Below are 19,278 nucleotides of genomic sequence, written 5' to 3'. Positions count from 1 at the left end.
CACCACGCCCAGAGCTACGAGATGATCATCATCGACGACCCGGACCCCGAGGCACCGACCCCACCGGCGGTGCTCGCCAACCCCCGGCTCTCCTTCTCCCGCCTGGTCGCCGGCGGCGCGGTCGGCAGGTCGAGCCAGGCCAAGGCACAGCGCGGGCTCGCCGAGCGGGGCAAAGTGCTGTCGGCAGCCGCGGCCGAGCCGCTGTACGCGGTCACCGCCAAGGGATTCGCTGGCCCCACTGGGCGCCGACGGGCTTCCGGCCGCCCAGGGCACCGCACTGGTCACCAGGACCGAAGCCGAACAGCGGCTCGCCGCGGTACCGGCCGACGGCCGGCGTTTCCAGATCGTCCCGGAGGTGCAGGTTGTCGGTTGAACTGCCGGAATACAGCTTCCTGCCGTGGTCACGGCGGGGCATCGCCACCCGCGTCGACCAGGTCGACCACCTCGGCCGGACCCCGAACGCCGGCCCGAAGGACCGTGCCACCCTGACCGCGTCAATCACCCTGGAGTCGACGCCCGCTCCGGGCGCTCCCGCGGCGGCCCCCGCCACGGTCAGCCAGCAGGTGTCGCTGGTCGGCCCGGGCGACATCAAGAGCTTCACACCCGACGCCGTGCTTCGCGCCGCGCCGGTGCAGGGCAGCGTGAACGCAGCCGCCGGCGAACTGGCCTATGTCGAGTTCTACGACGAGGACTTCCCGTGGCGCTACACCCCTGCCCGGGCCACCGCCGATCACAAGCTCCGGCCGTGGGTGGTGCTGCTGGTGCTCGCCGACGGCGAATACACGCGGACCGCCGTCCCTGGAGAGGTGGCCATCCTCACCGTGACCGACAGCGCGCCGCTGCCTCCGGTGACCGAGACCTGGGCCTGGGCGCATGTCCAGACCCAGGGCGCCCTCGGCGCGGGCGACCCGGGTGACCGGCTCGACGGCTACGTCACCGGTTCCCCGGACCTGGCGCTGTCGAGGCTGGTCTGCCCGCGTCGGCTCGAGCTCGACACCGGCTATCGCGGCTTCGTCGTGCCGGCTTTCGAGGCCGGCCGGCTCGCCGGCCTCGGCACTCCTGCCGAGCCCGGCACAGTGCCGGCACAGCAGCCGTCCTGGGGGCAGGGCCAGCCACGGATGTTCCCGGTGCTCTACGACTGGACATTCCGGACCAGCCCGCAGGTCACCGATTTCGAGGTGCTCGCCCGAAGGCCCAAGGCGTACCGAATCGAGGCCGAGGGGTTCGGGACCCGCGCCCTCGACATCTCCGATCCCGGTGCCGACGTCGATGTTCCGGCAGGTACGACAGTGGCGCTCGAGGGCGCGCTGGCACCCGTCGACTTCGACGGCCGCGCGCCCTACCCCGCCTCACCGGGCGCACCGGTCATCGACCAGCTGCGGGAGGTCGTCGACCTGGCCGTCGATCTCCGGGACGCCGGTGTGGCCTCAGCGGGCGCGGACACAGGCGAAGACCCCGTCGTCACCCCTCCGGCGTATGCCCGCAAGCATGCCGGCCTGGAACGGATCGCCGACACCACGCCGTCCACCCGCTGGCTCGCCGAACTCAATCTCGACCCGCGCAACCGTGCGGCCGCCGGCCTCGGCGCCGAGATCGTCCGGCAACGCGACGAGGAATACATGGAGCGGGCCTGGGCCCAGGTCGAGGAACTCGACGCGGTCAACCAGCGGCTCCGGGATGCAGAACTGGCGATGAACACCAACGAACGGGTCTTCGCCAAGCACGTCTCCCATTCCACGACCGACCGGCTGCTCGGACTGACGGCAGGAGCACTCTCGGCACTGCGCGTCGCTGACGGCGATGACCTGACCATCCGGGGTGAGGTGGACGCCAGCCGAGTGCCTGCCGCGGCCCAGGCGCCGGCCTTCCGCCGGATCATCCGGCCCGCCCGGCCGCTGATCAGGTCGCTGACCGATGCCGCGACCGACCTGCGCGGCGGGCGGCTCGATGGACCGCGCGGCGGGCTGCAGGGTGGGTTGCTCGACCGGCTCAACGAGGACCCCGATACCGCCGTATCGGCGGCGCCGCCGGCGCCCGACCCGGCTCTCGGGGTCGCGCCGAGCCTCGTGCTGACGGCCGCGCAGGCGGTGGCCACGCAGCTGCCGCGCGGCAGGGACGTGTTGCCGGTGCTCGCCGGGGAGGAGGTCGAGGCCCGTCGGGCGGTCGGCACGCTCGCCGCCGCGACGCTCGCCGCGATCCGCGCGGGCATCCGATCACGGCTGGACTCCTCCTACCCGGGAACGGTGACCGCCAACGCGGAACTGCGGGATGAGGCGATCACCCTGATCGACGCGCTGAGCACGTTGACCGTCGGCAGTGGTGACGAGCCGACGGTGCTCCGGATGCCCGCACAGACGTTCACCGACCACTACGGCTCGACCATCGACGGCAAGAACTACCTCGGCGTGGTGATCGCGCCGAGCACGGCTGCCACCTTCGAGTCCCTGGCCCCCACCGCCGGGCTGAGCACCGCGGTCGATTTCGCCGCAGCGCTCGCCGACTTCTCCGCCCTCGCCGGCTCCCGGCCCATCCCGCCGCCGGCGGCCGAGCTACCCGCGCCGGCAACGCTGGCCGGCCAGGTGTCGTTGCAGTTGCGGCCGCAGGTGGCGATGCCCGCCCGGTTGGCCACCGTGCTCGGCGGCATCGGCGATCTGTCGGCCGACCTCGCCACCAGCCGCCGGCTGAATCCGGTGATGGCCCATCCGACGTTCGACGACCCGCTCTTCGAGCCGCTACGGCAGCTGGGCCAGGACTACATCATCCCCAACATCGCAGGCCTGCCGACGGAGTCGATCGCGCTGATGGTGCCCAACGTGCGGTTCATCGAGTCCCTGCTGGCGGGCGTGAACACCGAGTTCGCCCGCGAACTGCTCTGGAACGAATACCCGACCGACCAACGCGGGACGTACTTCGCACGGTTCTTCGACGCAGCCGACGCCGGCGAGGACCGGCCACCGGACATTCCGGAGGTTCACCTCTGGAAGCGCGACCTGGGAGCCAACTCCCCGCAACTGGCCGGGCTGCTGGTACTGGTCGTCCGTGCCGAACTCCTGGTGAGATTCCCCGACACCATCGTCTTCGCCCAGCGCGGAGTCTTCACCGACGCTGACGGGACCACGTCGCGGACGCTCGACGTGACCGGTGAGGTCCGTTACCCGGTGATCACCGGCCGGCTCGACCCGGACATCTCCCTGTACGGCTTCGAGATGACCGAGCAGGAAGCGGCAGGGACGACCACCGACGCCGGATTCTTCTTCTGCTTCATGGAACGCCCGGGCCAGCTGCGCTTCGGTCTCGACCTGGATGAGGATCGGAACTCCCCGGCACCTCAACTGCTCAGCTGGAACGACCTGAACTGGAAACATCTGCAACATGCCGCCGGGCCCCCATCGACGGAGCAGTTGCCGGCCCAGGTCCTGGTCGACGCGAACGCGGGACTGACCCCGGCAACCGTCGGACTGCCCGCCTGGGGCCAGAGTTCGGCGCACATGGCGTCGATCCTTTGCCAGAACCCGGTGTGGTTGGCCCGCCATGCGACCGACATGCTCCCGGTCGAGATGCCGGGTGATCTGCCGGATGATCCGTCGAGGCGGGTACCGCGATGACGCCGAACACGGTCGACTGGTCGACCCTGAAGACCGATCCTGCCACTGCCGCCGCGGTCGATGACCTCACCGCGATCGCCGGAGGCTTCGACCCGCAGGTCCCGGCGGTGCTCATCCCGGTCCGCGTCGAGACCCGGTTCACCGCCGTCGAGGTGCCCGACACCAGCGACCCGCTGGCCGACCTCCTCGACCAGCTCGCCGACGTCACCGCCGTCCTGCGGCGACTGGCCGGACGCAGCTACGTCACCGAACTGACCGGAACCGTCGTTGAACAGAAGGCGTTCAAGGAAACCGTCGAGGTACCGCTGTACGAGGCCGCCGAACGCGATCTGGCAGCACTGGCGACAGAGCTCGAGTCACTGCACCACGCCGCGCAGCAACCCATCACCACCGGAACGCCCGAGCAGCAACGCGCGCTGACCGCGGCGCTGACCAGCCTGCGCCGGGATTCGGCGGCGGCCGGCGATGCGCTGGCGGGCCTGCGGTCGGACTACCAGCGGGACCGGCTGGGGGCATCCCTGAAGAACCAGGTGGCCGTGCTCGAGGAGCTGACCGGCACGATCCGCAGGAGGGTCGAGCCGACCCTCCGCCTGGTCGCCGAACTCGGCATCCGGACCGGCGCACAGGTCGCCCGCGATCTCGGTCGTACGCCGATCGGTCGACCGTTGCGCCCGGGTCTGTTGCCCGGTCCATCCGCCGGCAGCGCAGGATCGCAGCCGCCACGACGAGTGGTGTTCGACGACGACACCAGCCCGGAGACCGTCGGCGCGCGCCGGGCGGTGCCGCTTGACCGGGCCCAGTTGGTCGCCGCCGCGGAAGCCGCCGAACTGATCGTGGAGCGGCTCACCGACGCCACCGCCGGCCTCGGCCCGGACCTGCGAGCCGCCGCCGCCGGGATCACCGTGCTCCCCGGGGCGCTCAAGGCCGACCTGCTGACCCGGCTGGATGCAGCCGCGGGCCGTCCGGGCGCCGCCGAACTGCGCGCCGAGATCGCCGCCACCCCGAGCGACCGACCGGAACTCGATGTCAGCGTCCCCGAGCGCACCGCGGGCACGGTGTGGACCCTCGCCAAGGCGACAAGAACCGTGCACCAGTTGTTGGTTCGGTTCTACCCCGAACCGCTTGCCGTCGACTCCCACGAGGACGAGCTGACCGAGACCGAACGCGTCGACGGAACCAACTTCTGGTCCGCGACCTCGGCAGCCGGAGACGACGAGGAACTCCGCAAGGGTGCCTGGCGGGCACTGTGCATCGGCCGCAGCACCAGGCGAGCGGCCTGGATCGCCCGGGCCACCGAACCGGTCGCGACCGGGCCGACGCGCGGCGCAGCCCAGGCCAAGGCGATCACCGATGCGATCACCGCACTGGAGAAGCGGCTGGCCGGCCTCGACACCCGGGCCGTCCCGGCCAGGCCACGGTCTGGAACCCGCCGGGAGCCGGTCGTCCGGGACCTGCAGACCCTGACCGACCGCCAGCTCACCGCCGTGGTACGCGCCGTACAGAATCTTCGGACCGCGATCGACGCCGCCGAGACGCTGCCGGGAGCGGCCGCCACAGCCATCGCCGGGCGGCTGCAGACCCAGCAGGCCACCGTCACGGGACTCAGCACCGTGTTCGGCAATGTCCCGGCCGACTGGATCGGGCTGTTGGACGAGTTTGCCCGCCGGATCCGTGCACTGCCGGTCGAACCGGTTCCGCGCCCGACCACGCCGGAGGTGGGCAGCCGCAGCGGCACCTGGACGCGGGCGGCGTCGTCGACCGTCCTGCCGGCCAGGTTCGCGGTGGTCACAGTCGCCGAGGGCAAGGCGGGCACGGTGGCTGCGGGGCGGCCGATCCCGGCCGATCTCAAACTCGGTCTTGATCCGTCCGGCGACACGTTCGCCCTGGACGAGGACGGCAGCCTTGTGGTGCCGGACTCGATCCGCTGGATGACCGACTTCGACGAGGCCGAGGCGAAAGGGATGGCGCTTCGCCTGACCCTCACGCCCCAGCAGGCCGAGCACGGCTTCGACGAACTGCTGGTGTTCGGCCTCGCCGACGGCGACGCGGCCGACGGCGAAGCCAGGCTGACCGCGATGCTGGAGAACCACCACTACACCGGTGACGGCCTGACCCTGCTGCCGGTCGGCACACCGACCAACAACACTGAGGACCAGCAGGCCGGATACTCCAGCACCGACGACCCGGACCTGGCGTACCCGATCGAACGCGGCCCCTCGCTGGTCACCGCCGTCGACGACTCCGACGGCAGCCGGCTGGCCACCGCACTCGGCATCGACGCCGCCGTCCTGTCCCACATCGAGGGCGCCGACGGCACCGATGCCAGCGACGCGCTGCTGACCAACCGGGCCCTCTACCCGGGAACCATCGGTCACGCCCTGGAGGAACTCGCGCCGGCACTGATCAGCCGGGACGCCAGGAGCCGGCTGCGCTCGTACGCCCTCGGCGACGTCTCCGCCCGCAGCCTGCTGCCCGCGGTCCGGGTCGACGACCAACCGTACGGACTGCTGCCGGCGGTCGCCCTCAGCCGCTTCGTCCCAGACCTGCGTGACGCGGGATCCGACACCGCATCCGCCGCTGAGAGGGCGCGGCAGCAACGGTTCGAGGAGGTGCTGCTCAGTCTGCTCCGCCGCCTGCACCAGGACTGGTCGGAGATCCGCGAGGGATCTGCAGGACGGCCAGCGGTCAGGCACGCGCACAGTCCAGAGGTCGGCACCGAAGGCTTCGACGCCCAGCAGCACTTCCTCGGAATGCTCGGCCTGGAATCGTCCTCGGTCGGCTCGAGCTACCGGTTCGCCGTCAACGTCGCCGACCGCACCGGGGTACGCGGCCAACCCGACCTCGGCCTCAGCTTCGGGATCCCGCCGGCCGACGGGTCGACGGTCGACACCGACGCCGCGTTCGGGCCGTTCGCACTGATGGAGCATCTTGCGGAAGTCTTCCGTACCGCCTTCGGGCTGCCGGCCGATTCGGCACCGCGGGATCCCGTCACCGGGCGGGCAGCCACGGACTGGCAGCCGGTCCTGGACCTGATCGAGACGTCGCGGGCGTACGGGCTGCGGCTGCTCACCGGACTGTGGCCGTTGCAGGGCGTGGTGTCGGCCGCAGCGGCCGGCTCGAGACCGGACACCGGAACCTGGATCCGCAGTCTTCTGGATCTGACCCTGGCCGATCTTCGGGCCCGGACCGAAAGCGACCTGTCCGACGTCGGTCTTGCCGAACTGCTGGCCCGGCACGCCCTGCTGACCGAAGCCCGGCAGGCTGCAGCGGACGGCCTGCTGAGCCGGGGGCTGTTCGACGAGCCGGCACTGGCTCTTCTCGGCTCATCCAGCCTCTACCAGACCTGGTCGAACGGCTCGCTGTCGCAGACCTCGGCCTGGGGCCTGCTCTTCAGCACCGTCAACCATCTCGTCGAGATCGGCGGTTCCCAGGCGGCGGTGCCCGGCGACCTGAACAACCGCTTCATGGCCGAGGTCATCGACGCGAACCGGCCGACCCGGGTGCGGGACCATCGCAGCGACGTCACCGACTTCTCCCGGTTGCCTGCCGACCGGATGACTGTCCTCACCCGCGAGCACCTGGATCTGTGCAGCTACCGACTGGACGGCTGGCTCTCCGGGCTCGCGCACCGGCGGCTCCGAACGCTCCGCCGGCGTCACCCGGGCGGAGCGCAGGTGGGCGCGTACGGCTGGGTCGAGGATCTGCGACCGACTCCGGGCGCACCTGCGGCAACCGGAGTTCCGGCCGCGCTGGCCGGCCTTCCCGGCCGACCGCTGACCTCCGACCCGAGCGGCGAAGGTTTCATCCAGACACCGTCGCCGACCCACGCGGTGACCGCCGCGATCCTGCGTGCGGCCTATCGGTCGCAGACCGCCGAGGGTTCCTTCGGCAACGAGATGTCGATCAACCTGTCCTCCGACCGCGTCCGGGTCGCATTGTCCCTGATCGACGGCGTACGGGCCGGAAATGATCTTGGTGCGCTGCTCGGCTACCGGCTGGAGCGGTTCCTGCATGAGTATTACGCCCGCCCGGACACGCCGCAGGTGGTCGAACTCGACTCCGCGATCTTCCCGTTGCGCCGGGCGTACCCGACGGTCGCCGCAGTCGACCCCGACGCCGGCGCGGTGCCCGAACCGACCCGCTACGTCGTCGACGGGCTCGGTTTGGTCCGCACCCTGCTGGACTGGGTCTTTGACAACGACCCGGACGCCGAGGGCACGCTGTACGAGACCCTGTCGGCCCACCTGAGCGGTCACCCCTGGGGCACGAAACCGGGTGCGCTGCCGCCCAGGACCGACACCGACAGGCTGTCCGGGGTGCTGCGCGGGATCGACTCGATCGCCGATGCGCTGGACGCGTTGGCCGACCTGACAACGAGCGAGACGGTTCACCAGCTGGTTCGCGGCAACCACGCCCGGGCGGCAGCCGTGCTGACCGCGCTCAGCGAGGGCAAGGCGATCCCGGATCCGGAGGTCACCGACACGCCACGCACCGGGTTGCCGGTCAGCCACAAGCTGATCCTCCAGCTGCCGGTGAGCAGTGCCGAGCCGGCGGTCCCACCGGCCGGATGGGAGGCCGTACCGATGACTCCGCGGGCCGCACTGGAGCCGACGGTCAACGCCTGGCTCGCCGCGCTGCTGGGCGATCCGGCGGCGATCCGGGTCCGGCTCCGCTCCGACCGGCCGGCACCCGGGGCGGCGCTGCCGGAGCTGTCGATCGCCGAGCTCGGCCTGCAGCCGCTGGACCTGGTCGCCCTGGTGGGCGACGGCTTCGATGCAGCGATCGGCGCCCTGACCGCACGGGTACTGGATGAGTTGCGGCCGACCGATCTACCGCCCGATCAGCCCGGGGTGGTGACCTCGGACGGGCCGCAGACCACCGCTACCGACAGCTGGACGATCGAGTCCCTACGGGCGCCGGCCTGGGGCCCGGGCATCCGCAGCATCACCGATGTCGCGCCGCTGTTGGAGACCTGCGCAGATCTGCTCGGGAAATCCGAACCCGCGATCGCGTCGGACTACGCCGCGCCCGAGTTCACCGCGACCGCCGGGGACGGCGTGGACACCGACGAGCTGTCGATCCGGGTGCAACGGCTCCTGGACAGCGCCCGACAGGCGGCCGTCACCCTGGCTCGGTTGCTGGCCGAGGATGCCGCCCTCGACGACGGGGTGCTGGACAGTGATCCGGCCGTCTGGTTGGGCACGATCCGTACGGCTCTGCCGGAGGATCCGGCGGCCGAGCACCCGAGCGCCTGGCTTCCGGTGCTCGACATCACCAGCGGCACCCCGGAAGAGGTCGCCGCCAAGCTCGCCCGGCTGGACGGCTTCTGGGCGGTCCACGAGGCCTGGCGGTCCGCGGCCAAGGCAGCCCAGACGTACGGGATCCGGGTCGGGCTGCCCCGGCGCTACCTGTCGCGTCTCCAGGTGAGCACCGAACTGCTGCAGTCGGCGGAGGTCGCCTTCCTCGACCTCGCCGGTCGCTGCCGGACGGCCGAGGCCACCCTGGCCGCGGCCGCCGACCCGAAACCGGCCGGCGCCTGGGTCCAGGCCGCCAAGGATCTCCTGGCTGAGGGGGCCACGTTGGTGCCGCGAGTCGGGCTCGATCCGGTCCGGCCGGACCTGCAGACGGCACTCGATACCGCTCTCGTGGGTTCCGGCGACCTCGACTCCTGGCTGGAGGGGGCGGCCGCGGTCCGTCCCGGGGCGGCCGATCTGACCGACCTGCAGGTGTTGGCCGAGGCGCTGGGACGACCGGCATTGACCGGTTCGGTCGCGCAGCTCCCCCACGTCGACGGTGATCCCTGGCTCGGTGGACCGCTGCCTGACGCGGCCGCCTTGACCGGCAGGGTCAGCGTCGTGATCTTCGGAGCCGACCAGCTGCCGTCCGAGGGCCGCACCGGGACGGCGTTGCTGGTCGACGAGTGGAGTGAGTCTGTTCCCTACCGGGAGGAGATCACCGGGGTGGCGCTGCACTACGACCAGCCCGACGCGACCGCCCCGCAGGCGATCCTGGTTGCCGTGCCGCCCGTCCTCGACAGCCCCTGGACGCTCACCGACCTCGCCGCGACACTGCACGACACCCTCGAGATCGCCCGCAACCGGTTGGTCGAGGTGGAGCACATCGGCTTCAGCCGCTACGGCCAACTGCTGCCGCTGCTGGTCGGCGAGGTGGTCCCGAACGCCGCCGGAAATGACGTTGCGGGTGACCGCGTGATCCTCGACTTCCACCAGAACAATCCCTAGGAACCTGCCATGGCGTTCATCTCTGCGACGTGCGAACCGCTGCGGATCTGGTCCCGGCTCGAACCCCGGGCCCGGGAGGTCGACTTCGCCGGCACGCTTGCGGCAAAGATCGCCGACCCGATGTTCATGCTCGGCCGGCAATGGCAGTTCGGCGAGTTCGCCGGCACCGATGCCGGGTCGGCGATCTTCGCGACCCTGGCCCGGCAGATCAGCCCGGTGGTGGTGCCGGGCGCCGGACCCGATGACGGAGTGGATTCGGTCACCGAGGGTCTGCCGATCTCGTTCCCGCTGATCGTCCGGGCGCGGCTCGGTCGGACCCTGTTGAGCCGACTGGACACTGCGGTGATCGCCTCCGGGGTCGACCCGGACGACTACGATCCGCGGGTCTACCGGGAGATCTTCTACCGGTTCTTCGGGCCGCTGGACACCGAGCCCGTCGATCCGATCGCGGTCGCCCGCGACCGTACGGCGCAACGCGCGGCGCGTGCCCGGCACGCCCTGCGTGGTCGCTGCGTTGACGGTGTCCGGGTGTACGAGTTCACGCCACCGGACCTGACCGTCGCGATGTTCCCGGCCGAGTTCGCGGCTGCCCTACCCAGCGGCCAGGCCGACCTGGTGCGCGACGTTCTGCTGGCGTACCGGGCTTGGTTCGCGAGCACCTATCCGCAGCCGGCCCCCGGCATCGACCCCAACGGCAGCCACTGGGAGGGCGACCAGCTGGAGTATGCGGTCAGCGGAGAGGCGCGAGGCGGCGGGACGCGCACCGAACTGAGCGCCGCCGAACATCAGGGCGGGCATCTCGACTGGTACTCCTTCGACCAGGGCGCAACCCGTTCGGAGACGGCAGCTGAGACGGCAGCCGACGCGGCGGCAGGGGCAACCATCGACGTACGGACGGTGATCCCGGTGCCGGCCGAATATCCGGGCATGCCGAAACCACGCTGGTGGCAGTTCGAGGACGCCGCTGTTGATCTTGGAAAGCTCAGCGCCGACGCGACCGACGCGGCACGCATCGTGGTCAGTGAGTTCGCACTGCTGTACAGCAACGACTGGTTCACCATCATCGGCCGGCAACCTGTCGGCAGCGTCGCCGAACTGCAGGGCGTGATCGTCACCGACACGTTCGGCTGGCGGACCCTGGTCAAGCCGACGGTCGAGCCGGCAGGTTCCGACTGGACCCGATGGGATGCGTTCAGCCTTGCGCCGCGACCGTCCGGGGCGGCGCAGGCGCCCCTGCCGCAACACCTCTATCTGCCACAGACCTTGCCGCAGATCAGCGACGGGGAACCGCTGGAGCAGGTGGTCCTGGTCCGCGACGAGACGGCCGACATGGTGTGGGCGATCGAACAGCGGATCCCCGACGGCCTGCACGGATCCCGGGATGCCGCCGAAGCATCCCGCCGGATGCGCCAGCAACTCGACCCGAATGCCGACACGACCGGCACCATCACCGATCCGACCGAGGGCACCGGGGTTGCCCGGCTGCGCTACATCCTGCAGACCGAGGTCGCCGAGAACTGGATTCCCTTCATCCCGGTGCACCTGCCGGGACAGTCGCGGGCGATCCAACTGCAGCGCGGCACCATGCGCCGTACGATCGGGCCCGACGACACGTTGATCCGCCCGGTCACCTCGATCCTGCGGTCGGGCATCGATGACGAGGACAACCGGCTGGCGCCCTACTACGTGCACGAGGAGGAGGTGCCACGGTCCGGCGTGCAGATCAGGGGCCTGATGCGTCGGGCCCGCAGGTATGACGGCACACCCGTCGTCTGGCATGCCCGCCGCGTGACGTCCGGCCGCGGCGAGGCCCGGTCCGGTCTCGCCTTCGACCGCATCGTCGGCTAGCGGCTTCGACCGAAAGGGAACCAACCACGGCCCTTTCGACCCTTGACCGTGTCCCCCTCGCGACCAAGGATGAGATCACCATTGGTAGTGCAGAGCACACTCGAATTTGGACCGGGGAATCTGAAGAATTTCAGAACCGATGGGAGTCCTCCTGGGCGGTTGCCGTGCGTTCTGCTCCGTGGATGCGGAGTTCCGTTCCGGTCTTCCGTCCAGGGGGCACTGAACCTGCGGCCGCTGGAGGCACTGTGCGGGTCATCGTGCTCACCGGGCTGGCCGGAGCCGGAAAGACCGCGATGCTGGAACGCCTGGCCGCCGCCGGCGCGCAAGTCATCGATCTTGAAGCACTCGCCGCGCACCGCGGATCGAGCTTCGGGCGCATCGGGATCGCTGCCCCGCTGCCGAGCGAGCCCGGCTTCCATGCCGCGATCCGCGCGTCGCTCCGCGCCTGTGATCCCAACCGGCCGGTGTGGCTGGAGGACGAGGGTCCGCACATCGGGCCCTTGTGGCTGCCGCCGGAGGTCACCGGCATGATCACCACCGCCGAAACCGTGGAGCTCGCGCCACCGTTCGACGATCGCGTCCGCCGCCTGGCCGGCAGCTACGGCAACGTCCCGCCCGCGGAGTTGATCAACGCCACCCAGCGGATCCGACGACGACTCGGCAATCGCCGCACCGACCGGGCGATCAGCCATTTCCATGCAGGACGGCCCGAAGCCGCGATCCGGGTGCTGCTGGAGTACTTCGACGACGGATACGCCCGGCGCAGCTCCCGGGATCGCCGCTCCCGGCTGCCGTTGCAGGAGATTCCCGCCGTCCTTACGGCATCCGACATCATCAGTCCGGCCGTAGGCTGACGGCGCTGACCCCCGCGTCCTCCTTCCCGCATCGTCCTTCCTGCATCGTCCTTCCTGCATCGTCATCTTTCGCAGAACACCGCTCAGTTCTGCATCGCTGCGTCGTCCATCTCATACCGGCGGAAAACCCCGGCACCAGACTCGGAGGACGACAACGCCATGAGCCCCAAGATCATCAGCCGCAAGGTCACCGCCCACCAGTACAGCTCACTCAACGGCGTGGTCGAGGCGCCGAACCTCTTCCAGTTCGACGCGTTCGGCCCGGAGGAGGACGACGCGATCGCTGCCGCCATCGGCCCAGTGACCGATGTCGTGATCGGCGCCAACCTCTGACGGGATTGGGCCGCCTTCTGGCCGGGCAGTGACATCGAGCCCTTCGCGTCGTTCATCAACGCGGTGCCCAAGCACGTGATCTCCTCCACGCTGTCGGGTGAGCTGTCGGGTGAGCTGTCGGGTGAGCTGTCGGGTGAGCTGTCGGGTGAGCTGCCCTGGAACAGCACGGTCATCGACGGTGACCCCGTGGACCATGTCAAGGCCCTGCGGGACAACGGCTCGGAAGGGTCCATCAGCGTCGTCGGCGGCATCGCAACCATCCGGTCGCTCTTCGTTGCCGGTGTCATCGACGAGTTGATGCTGACGGTGTTCCCGGTGGTCACGCCCGACGGAGCGCGTCTCTTCGACGACACGGTGCCCGTCACCCGGCTACGGCTGGTGGAGTCCCGTTTCACCTCGGTCGGCAACGCGATATTGACCTACGCGCTCCGCGACTGACCGGAGGAACCCGCCGGTCCGGCCCCGTCCGGTGTGTCCCAATCCGAGACGAACCACTCAACCGCACCGGTGGGCGGGATCGTACGACCGTCGCTTTGATGGTGCCGATGTCGCCGCCGTACACGTGGATGCCGATGGTGGGCCGCATCACCCACCGCGGTCACGGCATGGCCGTCATCGTCGGTGGTGCAAACTTGTCCCGCACCAGTTGCTCGGTCCCGCACTGCCAACTCGACGGCGCACCACCTACTCGGCCACGCACCGCCTGCAACGGGTGCGCGGACGAGCAAACGGTGCGGCGCCGACCAACTGGTGCGGCTCCCGGCGGAGTACCGCCGGCGGGGCTGGTCACCGCTACCCGTCCTCCTGGTCCCAGCCAATCCGACAGCGACCCCTCGATTTCCGCCACGTCCTTCACGGTGCTTGACCACCGCCTCGGTTGGGACCCCAGACTGATTCAACCGTTGGGAATCAGGGTGAGGAAAGGCAGGCCGATGACGACCACAGCTCAGCCGTACGGTGATCGACCCGAGGGGCGGCGCCCGATGACCAGCTACACGAAGGTTCTCCTCGTCATCGCAGCGATCTACCTGGGTGCCCTCGGCCTGGCGCTGCTGATCGTTCCTGCACAGTTCGGCGTCGGGGCCGTGCCCGAGGATCCGTCCTCGGAGTTGATCGCTCTGCTTCGTCTGCTCGGTGGGCCGTTCCTCGGTATCGCCGTACTCAACGTGATGGCCTGTCGCGCCGATGCCGCCGTCGTACGCCGGACGGTCGTGCTGGCCAACCTGGTCGGTTTCGGCGTCGTCGCGGTCAACGACATCATCGGCGTCGCCGGTGGCACAGCACGTGACCTGGCCCAGATCTTCGTGGTGGTGCACGTGGCATTCGCGATTGCGTTCGTGGTGGCTGTGGCCCGACAGCCCGTTGCGCGGACCGCTTAGGTATCAACGACTGGAGCGGATGACGGGAATCGAACCCGCATGACCAGCTTGGAAGGCTGGGGCTCTGCCATTGAGCTACATCCGCGCTGCCGATCCGGCCAGGGGCCGGATGACAAGCCGACAGTGTACTGGTCGTACGAGGCCGCCCGCCAAACTGGCCACCCGGCCGGATCCGGCGGGCCGAATGCGGCGGGCCCGCAGGCTCAGGATCCGTGATGACGGCGGTGACGCCCTGGCATCCTCATGCTGAGCAGCCGCAGCAGCCGTTCCTCGCGGTCCTCCTGGTCATGCCGGGCCACATGCGCCGACGCCATCCGTTCATCGTTCGGCAGCAGGGCGAAGCAGGTCAGGCAGAGCAGCGGGGGCGTGCTGATCCCGTCCGGAGCCGCTATCCACCGGGGACGAGCTGCGTCGCTGTCCATAGGCCCTCCCGCCGATCCGCCGTACTCCCATTGTCTCCTGTCGCGGTCGCGTCCGGCAGCAGCGGGTGCCACTATGGCGATCATGCTCGTCGCGTTCATCGGCGCCATCGCGCTGGTCCTCTCCGCGGTCGTGACCGGCCTGTGGACGTGGCTGGCCGCGAGCACCGATCGGGCCCGTGCGCAGCAGGAGGCCGATGTCCTCAGCAGGCTCGATCCGAACTCCCAGGCGGCACGCTGGCTGCGGGAGATCATCGACACGCGGGTGGCGCACTGGCACCGGCGGATCTTCGGCACCAGGAAGGCCGATCTGCAGGAGTTCTACGGCAAGTCGCCGGCCACGACGATGGGACGGCATCCGGGCGTGACGCCGCCGCCCACCTGGATCATCATTCTCGCGCTCGTCGTCGGCAGTGCAGCCGTGGTCATCATCGCGATCTGGGCAGCGGCCAGCGGCCGATTATCTGGTGCGGCTTAGCTGCCGCCCCGCCCACCAGTCGATCGCGGACGCTGCTTCTCCCCGGCTTCGAGAAGAGTGATCATTTGCTCGATCCGCCGCTCCCGCTCGTCCGGTCGGTTCTTCGTCGCGTCGACCCACCGCAGGTAACCCTTGCGATAGAACTGCGCCAGCGAGTCGAAGAAGGCGCCCGCGGTCGGGTGAGAGGTGAGCGCGGCGGCGACATCCTCGGCCAGATCGGCGCGCTGCGGACCCTCAGGCGAGATCACCACCTCGACGCTGTCGCCGACGCCCACCGTCGCGTCCCGCAGCCATGCCGGGCCGAGCGGTAACGCGTATGCCTCGCCGTCCTCGGTCACGATCTCGCCACGGAACCTGCATCCTCCGACCATGCCGGTGATCAGGTGCCGGGACTTCGACGCCCAGACCTCGTTCGGGTCGAACGGGACGGCGATCGAGCCGCCACCCCGCGGTCCTGCCTGCACCGTGCCGGTGAATCGCTGTGGCTGCATCTGCCCGATGCTGCCAGCTTCGCCGGTCCGGCGGTAGCTCTGGATGAGCCGAGCTGAGTTCGTTCTGATCCGGCGCTTCCCGGTCGGGGCGACCGGACTCGAACCGGCGATCTTCTGCTCCCAAAGCAGACGCGCTAGCCACTACGCTACGCCCCGGCGCGCCGTCATCGGCGTGCCCGAAGAGTCTAGGGCACCAGCAGAGCGCCTCAAATTCATTCGGCTTATTCCTTCTCGGATGTCCCCGACGCGCAGGGCCGTTCGTCAGCGAATCAAACGAACACAGATCGCGGGACGACCTGGAGGCGGCATGGCTCTGATCATCATCGAATTCCTCAGCCTGGACGGGGTGATTCAGGACCCGGACGGAGCAGAGGGCACGCCGTGGGGAGGGTGGGCGTTCCGACAGGGCAGGGCCGCAGTGGCAGGCGACAAGTTCCGCCTCGGCCCGCTGCTGGAGGGGGCGACTCTCCTCTTCGGACGCCGCACCTGGGAACACTTCGCCACCTTGTGGCCGTCGAGGACCGACGACTTCGCGACGCAGCTCAACGCGATGCCCAAGCTCGTCGCCTCACGTCGACGTGCGATCTTCGACGACTGGAAGAACAGCGAACGGCTACCCGCGGATCCGCTTCCGGAGATCGACCGCATCAGGCGTCACACCGACCTGGTCCTGATCGGCAGCACGTCACTGGCCCGTCAGGTGATCAACGCCGGTCTCGTCGACGAATACCGACTGTTGATCTTTCCCTGCGTCATCGGTGCCGGCGAGCGGCTCTTCGACCCCGGCGACGCGATCGACCTTGACCTCGTGTCAGTTGAGCAGAAGGATGCCACCGTGCTGATCACCTACCGGACGACCGCACCAAAACAGGGGGAACAATCATGAAGTACGCAGTCCTGATCTACGAACGTCCGGGCTCGGTCGACGGCTTCACTGATACCGAACGCGCAGCGATCTCCGCCGAGTACTACAAGATCAGGGAGGACCCCGGGTGGTCGGCGGCGGCCATCTGCATCCAGCGGAGACTGCGACCACCGTCAGGGTCGACAACGACGCCGTGTTGATCACCGACGGACCCTATGCCGACACCAAGGAAGTCTTCGCCGGCTACTACATCGTCGAGGAGGACGACCTGGACTCGGTGATCGACATCGTCCGGGCCATTCCCGCAGCCAGGCTGGGCGGCGCCGTCGAAGTACGCCCGGTCGACGAGTGATCAGATCATGACCCGGTCCGCCGTCGAGTCCGCCTTCCGGGAGCACTGGGGTCGGGTCGTCTCCGCCCTGGTCGGCCGCTTCGACGATCTTGGTCTGGCCGAGGACGCCGCCGCAGAAGCGTTCGCCAGGGCTGCAGACCGTTGGCCGATCGACGGCGTGCCGGACAACCCGCCGGCCTGGCTGATCACCGTGGCACGGAACCGGGCACTGGACACTCTCCGGCGCCGACAGTCCCTCGCCACCAAGAACACGCTACTTGCGGCAGGTCTCCCGCAGGAGGTGAACGAGATGGATGTCGAACCGACCGTGTTCACCGACGAGCGACTGGAGTTGATCTTCCTGTGCTGCCATCCGGCACTTTCGGTCGAGGCCCAGGTGGCACTGACGCTGCGAGCGGTCGGCGGACTGCAGACCGAGGAGATCGCGCAGGCGTTCCTGGTCGCTCCGGAGACCATGAAACGACGGCTGACCCGGGCCAAGTCCAAGATCAGGACCGCTCGCATCCCGTTCCGGATGCCGCCTGATCATCAGTTGCCGGATCGCGTCGCCGCATTGCTCGCGGTCGTCTACCTGATCTTCAACACCGGTTACGGTGGACGAAACGATCTTGCCGACGAAGCGATCCGGCTGGGCAGCACGGTCATCGACCTGATGCCGGACGAGCCGGAGGCGTACGGCTTGTTGTCGCTGATGATCAGTCACCACGCCCGGCGGAACGCGCGATTCGCCGATGACGAGTTGGTGCTGTTCAAAGATCAGGACCGCTCCCGGTGGGATGCCGACGGGCTCCGCCGCGCCCAGCAGTTGCTGGACCGTGCCCTGGCGCTGGGCGGCCGCGGAACCTACGTGTTGCAGGCGGCCATTGCAGCATTGCACCTCCAGGATCCGATCGACTGGCAGGAGATCAGCGCACTGTACGCAGAGTTGCATCGCCGGACCGGATCACCGGTCGTCGAACTCAATCGCGCGGTGGCGGTCGCTCACGCCGATTCGGCGGCCGCCGCGCTGGCGATCGTCGACGGGTTGCCCCTCGACGACTACCTGTATCTGCACACCACCCGCGCTGAACTGCTCACACAACTCGGCCGGACCGAGGATGCCGCAGCTGCCTACCGGCGGGCCGCGGAACTGGTCTCCGACGAGCGCGAACGACGGTTCCTGCAGGGCAGGCTGGCAGCGGTCACGCGATCCGGCCGGGACGTCACCGAGACGCCGGAAGCGGTCTGACCGCCTCGATCTCGGGCGCCGGCTCGCCGATGATCAGGCGCGCGATCGCGTCGCCGATCCGCGGACCCATGGTGAGCCCGCCTGCACCGTAGCCGGTCGTCACATAGACACCGGGGCGATCGGGAAGCGCACCGGCGACCGGAAGATCATCGGCCAACGGACGCAGGCCCACCCTGGTTTCGATCAACGTCGCATCGGCAAGTCCCGGAGCGATCGCCAGAGCATCACTGAGCACCTGCAGTTGCCCCGCCGCGGTGATCCTGGTGTCGAACCCGCTGCCCGTCTCACGGGTGGCGCCGACCGCGATCCGACCCTCGTCGAACGGGACGATGTAGTGGTGGCTGATTGGATGCACCGTCGGCCACCGGCTGGTGTCCGCCGTGACGCGCAGGTGGCTGATCTGACCCTTCTGCGGCTGCACCGGCACCTGGTGGCCGATGGACGCCATCAGCTGCCGGGTCCAGGCCCCGGCCGCCGCGACCACGGCGTCCGCGGCGACCGCACGGCCGCCGACGCTGATCACCGGGCGCTGTCCGTCATGATCAAGGTCCGCGTGTCCGGTCACTCGTTCGGCACCTAGTCGTTCGGCGGCCAGCAGCAGCGCGTCCCGCAGGGTACGGCCGTCGACCCGGGCTCCGCCGGAGACGAAGATCGCATCCAGCCCGTCGGCCAGCGGCGGGAACAGCTCGCGAGCTGCGGCGTTGTCGATCCGGTCGACCGTACCGATCACCTCGCCATCGGCTCCGGCTGCCTGTTTGCGACCGATCACTCGCCGGTAACTCTCCTCCAGCAGCGCCGGGTCGGCGTTGACGATCAAGCCACCGCTGCGGCGGAAGTCGGTTCCGGTGATCCCCAGGTCGTCCAGGTGCCGCAGCAGCTCCGGATAGAACGCGGCACCGGCGGCGTACAGGTCGTAGTACGGCCCTTCGTCGCTGATCGCCCAGGGCATGATGATCCCGGCGCCGGCCGCCGTGGCCTGGCCCGTTGCGGCGTCATCGACGATCGTCACTGCGACCCCGCGCCGGGCCAGCCCGAAGGCCGCGCCGGCCCCTGCGATACCGGACCCGATCACGACAACCCGATGATCACTGTGCTGCGTCGCCATCGCAGCACTCTAGTGGCCGGCATCGCGGGCACGATCTGTCGGCCCGGCCATCCGGGATGGTGAGGTGGACGCAGCACGG

15 protein-coding genes, 2 tRNA genes and 1 pseudogene are annotated in these 19,278 nt (G+C 69.5%); 12 read left to right on the top strand and 6 right to left on the bottom strand.

Annotated features, from left to right (window positions below; all coding sequences use genetic code 11):
- Positions 1-362: 362 nt before the first annotated feature.
- From GJV80_RS01020 to GJV80_RS01000, 5 genes are all read left to right on the top strand, one after another.
- Positions 363-3,605 (top strand): hypothetical protein, encoded by a 3,243-nt coding sequence (locus GJV80_RS01020; protein ID WP_154686332.1) that lies wholly within the window; start codon positions 363-365, stop codon positions 3,603-3,605.
- A complete protein-coding gene (locus GJV80_RS01015; RefSeq protein ID WP_154686331.1) occupies positions 3,602-9,847 on the top strand; it encodes a hypothetical protein in 6,246 nt (2,081 codons plus the stop codon). The genes GJV80_RS01020 and GJV80_RS01015 overlap by 4 nt, the downstream gene beginning before the upstream one ends.
- Before the next feature lie 9 nt (positions 9,848-9,856).
- Positions 9,857-11,695 carry a hypothetical protein gene (locus tag GJV80_RS01010; RefSeq protein WP_154686330.1) on the top strand — a complete coding sequence of 613 codons (1,839 nt, stop codon included), beginning with the start codon at positions 9,857-9,859 and terminating at the stop codon, positions 11,693-11,695.
- A 245-nt stretch (positions 11,696-11,940) separates the two neighbouring features.
- Positions 11,941-12,549, top strand: coding sequence for a hypothetical protein (locus tag GJV80_RS01005; RefSeq protein WP_154686329.1), 609 nt, complete (start codon positions 11,941-11,943; stop codon positions 12,547-12,549).
- A 159-nt stretch (positions 12,550-12,708) separates the two neighbouring features.
- Positions 12,709-12,882: a hypothetical protein gene (locus GJV80_RS01000; RefSeq protein WP_154686328.1), complete on the top strand. Its 174-nt coding sequence runs from the start codon at positions 12,709-12,711 to the stop codon at positions 12,880-12,882.
- Positions 12,883-12,937: 55 nt separating this feature from the next.
- Here the strand turns inward: GJV80_RS01000 and GJV80_RS24800 are convergent.
- Positions 12,938-13,006, bottom strand: a pseudogene (locus GJV80_RS24800) (hypothetical protein); the annotation flags it as partial.
- Between GJV80_RS24800 and GJV80_RS00995 the strand changes: the two are divergent.
- Entirely contained in the window at positions 12,985-13,320 is a 336-nt protein-coding gene (locus GJV80_RS00995; protein WP_370518873.1) for a dihydrofolate reductase family protein, read from the top strand. The pseudogene GJV80_RS24800 and the gene GJV80_RS00995 overlap by 22 nt on opposite strands.
- 494 nt (positions 13,321-13,814) lie before the next feature.
- Complete coding sequence (locus GJV80_RS00990) at positions 13,815-14,261, top strand: hypothetical protein (RefSeq protein WP_230207992.1); 447 nt, start codon at positions 13,815-13,817, stop codon at positions 14,259-14,261.
- An 11-nt stretch (positions 14,262-14,272) separates the two neighbouring features.
- On the opposite strand, the gene GJV80_RS00985 is transcribed toward GJV80_RS00990, so the two are convergent.
- Together GJV80_RS00985 and GJV80_RS00980 are read right to left on the bottom strand one after the other, a co-directional pair.
- Positions 14,273-14,346 (bottom strand) — tRNA-Gly (locus tag GJV80_RS00985).
- A 118-nt stretch (positions 14,347-14,464) separates the two neighbouring features.
- Entirely contained in the window at positions 14,465-14,683 is a 219-nt protein-coding gene (locus GJV80_RS00980) for a hypothetical protein (protein WP_154686326.1), read from the bottom strand.
- Positions 14,684-14,756: 73 nt separating this feature from the next.
- On the opposite strand from GJV80_RS00980, the gene GJV80_RS00975 reads away from it, so the two are divergent.
- The gene (locus tag GJV80_RS00975; RefSeq protein ID WP_154686325.1) at positions 14,757-15,158 is read left to right on the top strand and encodes a hypothetical protein; all 402 of its coding nucleotides are present in this window, start codon (positions 14,757-14,759) and stop codon (positions 15,156-15,158) included.
- On the opposite strand, the gene GJV80_RS00970 is transcribed toward GJV80_RS00975, so the two are convergent.
- The gene (locus tag GJV80_RS00970) at positions 15,155-15,649 is read right to left on the bottom strand and encodes a YdeI/OmpD-associated family protein (protein WP_154686324.1); all 495 of its coding nucleotides are present in this window, start codon (positions 15,647-15,649) and stop codon (positions 15,155-15,157) included. The two genes, GJV80_RS00975 and GJV80_RS00970, sit on opposite strands and share 4 nt — an antisense overlap.
- An 83-nt stretch (positions 15,650-15,732) precedes the next feature.
- Positions 15,733-15,805, bottom strand: a tRNA-Pro gene (locus GJV80_RS00965).
- A 151-nt stretch (positions 15,806-15,956) separates the two neighbouring features.
- Here GJV80_RS00965 and GJV80_RS00960 point away from each other — a divergent pair.
- The 4 genes from GJV80_RS00960 to GJV80_RS00950 are packed head-to-tail and all read left to right on the top strand — an operon-like array spanning position 15,957 to position 18,094.
- Positions 15,957-16,535 (top strand): dihydrofolate reductase family protein, encoded by a 579-nt coding sequence (locus GJV80_RS00960; protein WP_154686323.1) that lies wholly within the window; start codon positions 15,957-15,959, stop codon positions 16,533-16,535.
- Positions 16,532-16,714: a hypothetical protein gene (locus GJV80_RS23440; RefSeq protein WP_230207991.1), complete on the top strand. Its 183-nt coding sequence runs from the start codon at positions 16,532-16,534 to the stop codon at positions 16,712-16,714. Before GJV80_RS00960 ends, GJV80_RS23440 begins: the two co-directional genes overlap by 4 nt.
- Positions 16,711-16,866 carry a YciI family protein gene (locus tag GJV80_RS23435; RefSeq protein ID WP_230207990.1) on the top strand — a complete coding sequence of 52 codons (156 nt, stop codon included), beginning with the start codon at positions 16,711-16,713 and terminating at the stop codon, positions 16,864-16,866. The genes GJV80_RS23440 and GJV80_RS23435 overlap by 4 nt, the downstream gene beginning before the upstream one ends.
- Before the next feature lie 7 nt (positions 16,867-16,873).
- Positions 16,874-18,094 carry an RNA polymerase sigma factor gene (locus GJV80_RS00950; RefSeq protein WP_154686322.1) on the top strand — a complete coding sequence of 407 codons (1,221 nt, stop codon included), beginning with the start codon at positions 16,874-16,876 and terminating at the stop codon, positions 18,092-18,094.
- Here GJV80_RS00950 and GJV80_RS00945 read toward each other — a convergent pair.
- A complete protein-coding gene (locus GJV80_RS00945; protein WP_154686321.1) occupies positions 18,069-19,199 on the bottom strand; it encodes an FAD-binding oxidoreductase in 1,131 nt (376 codons plus the stop codon). The two genes, GJV80_RS00950 and GJV80_RS00945, sit on opposite strands and share 26 nt — an antisense overlap.
- Positions 19,200-19,278: the final 79 nt, after the last annotated feature.

Source organism: Microlunatus sp. Gsoil 973 (assembly GCF_009707365.1).
Taxonomy (GTDB): Bacteria; Actinomycetota; Actinomycetes; order Propionibacteriales; family Propionibacteriaceae; genus Microlunatus.
Note: the sequence above shows the minus strand (reverse complement) of the source record. Positions and strands in the feature narration are given on the sequence as shown.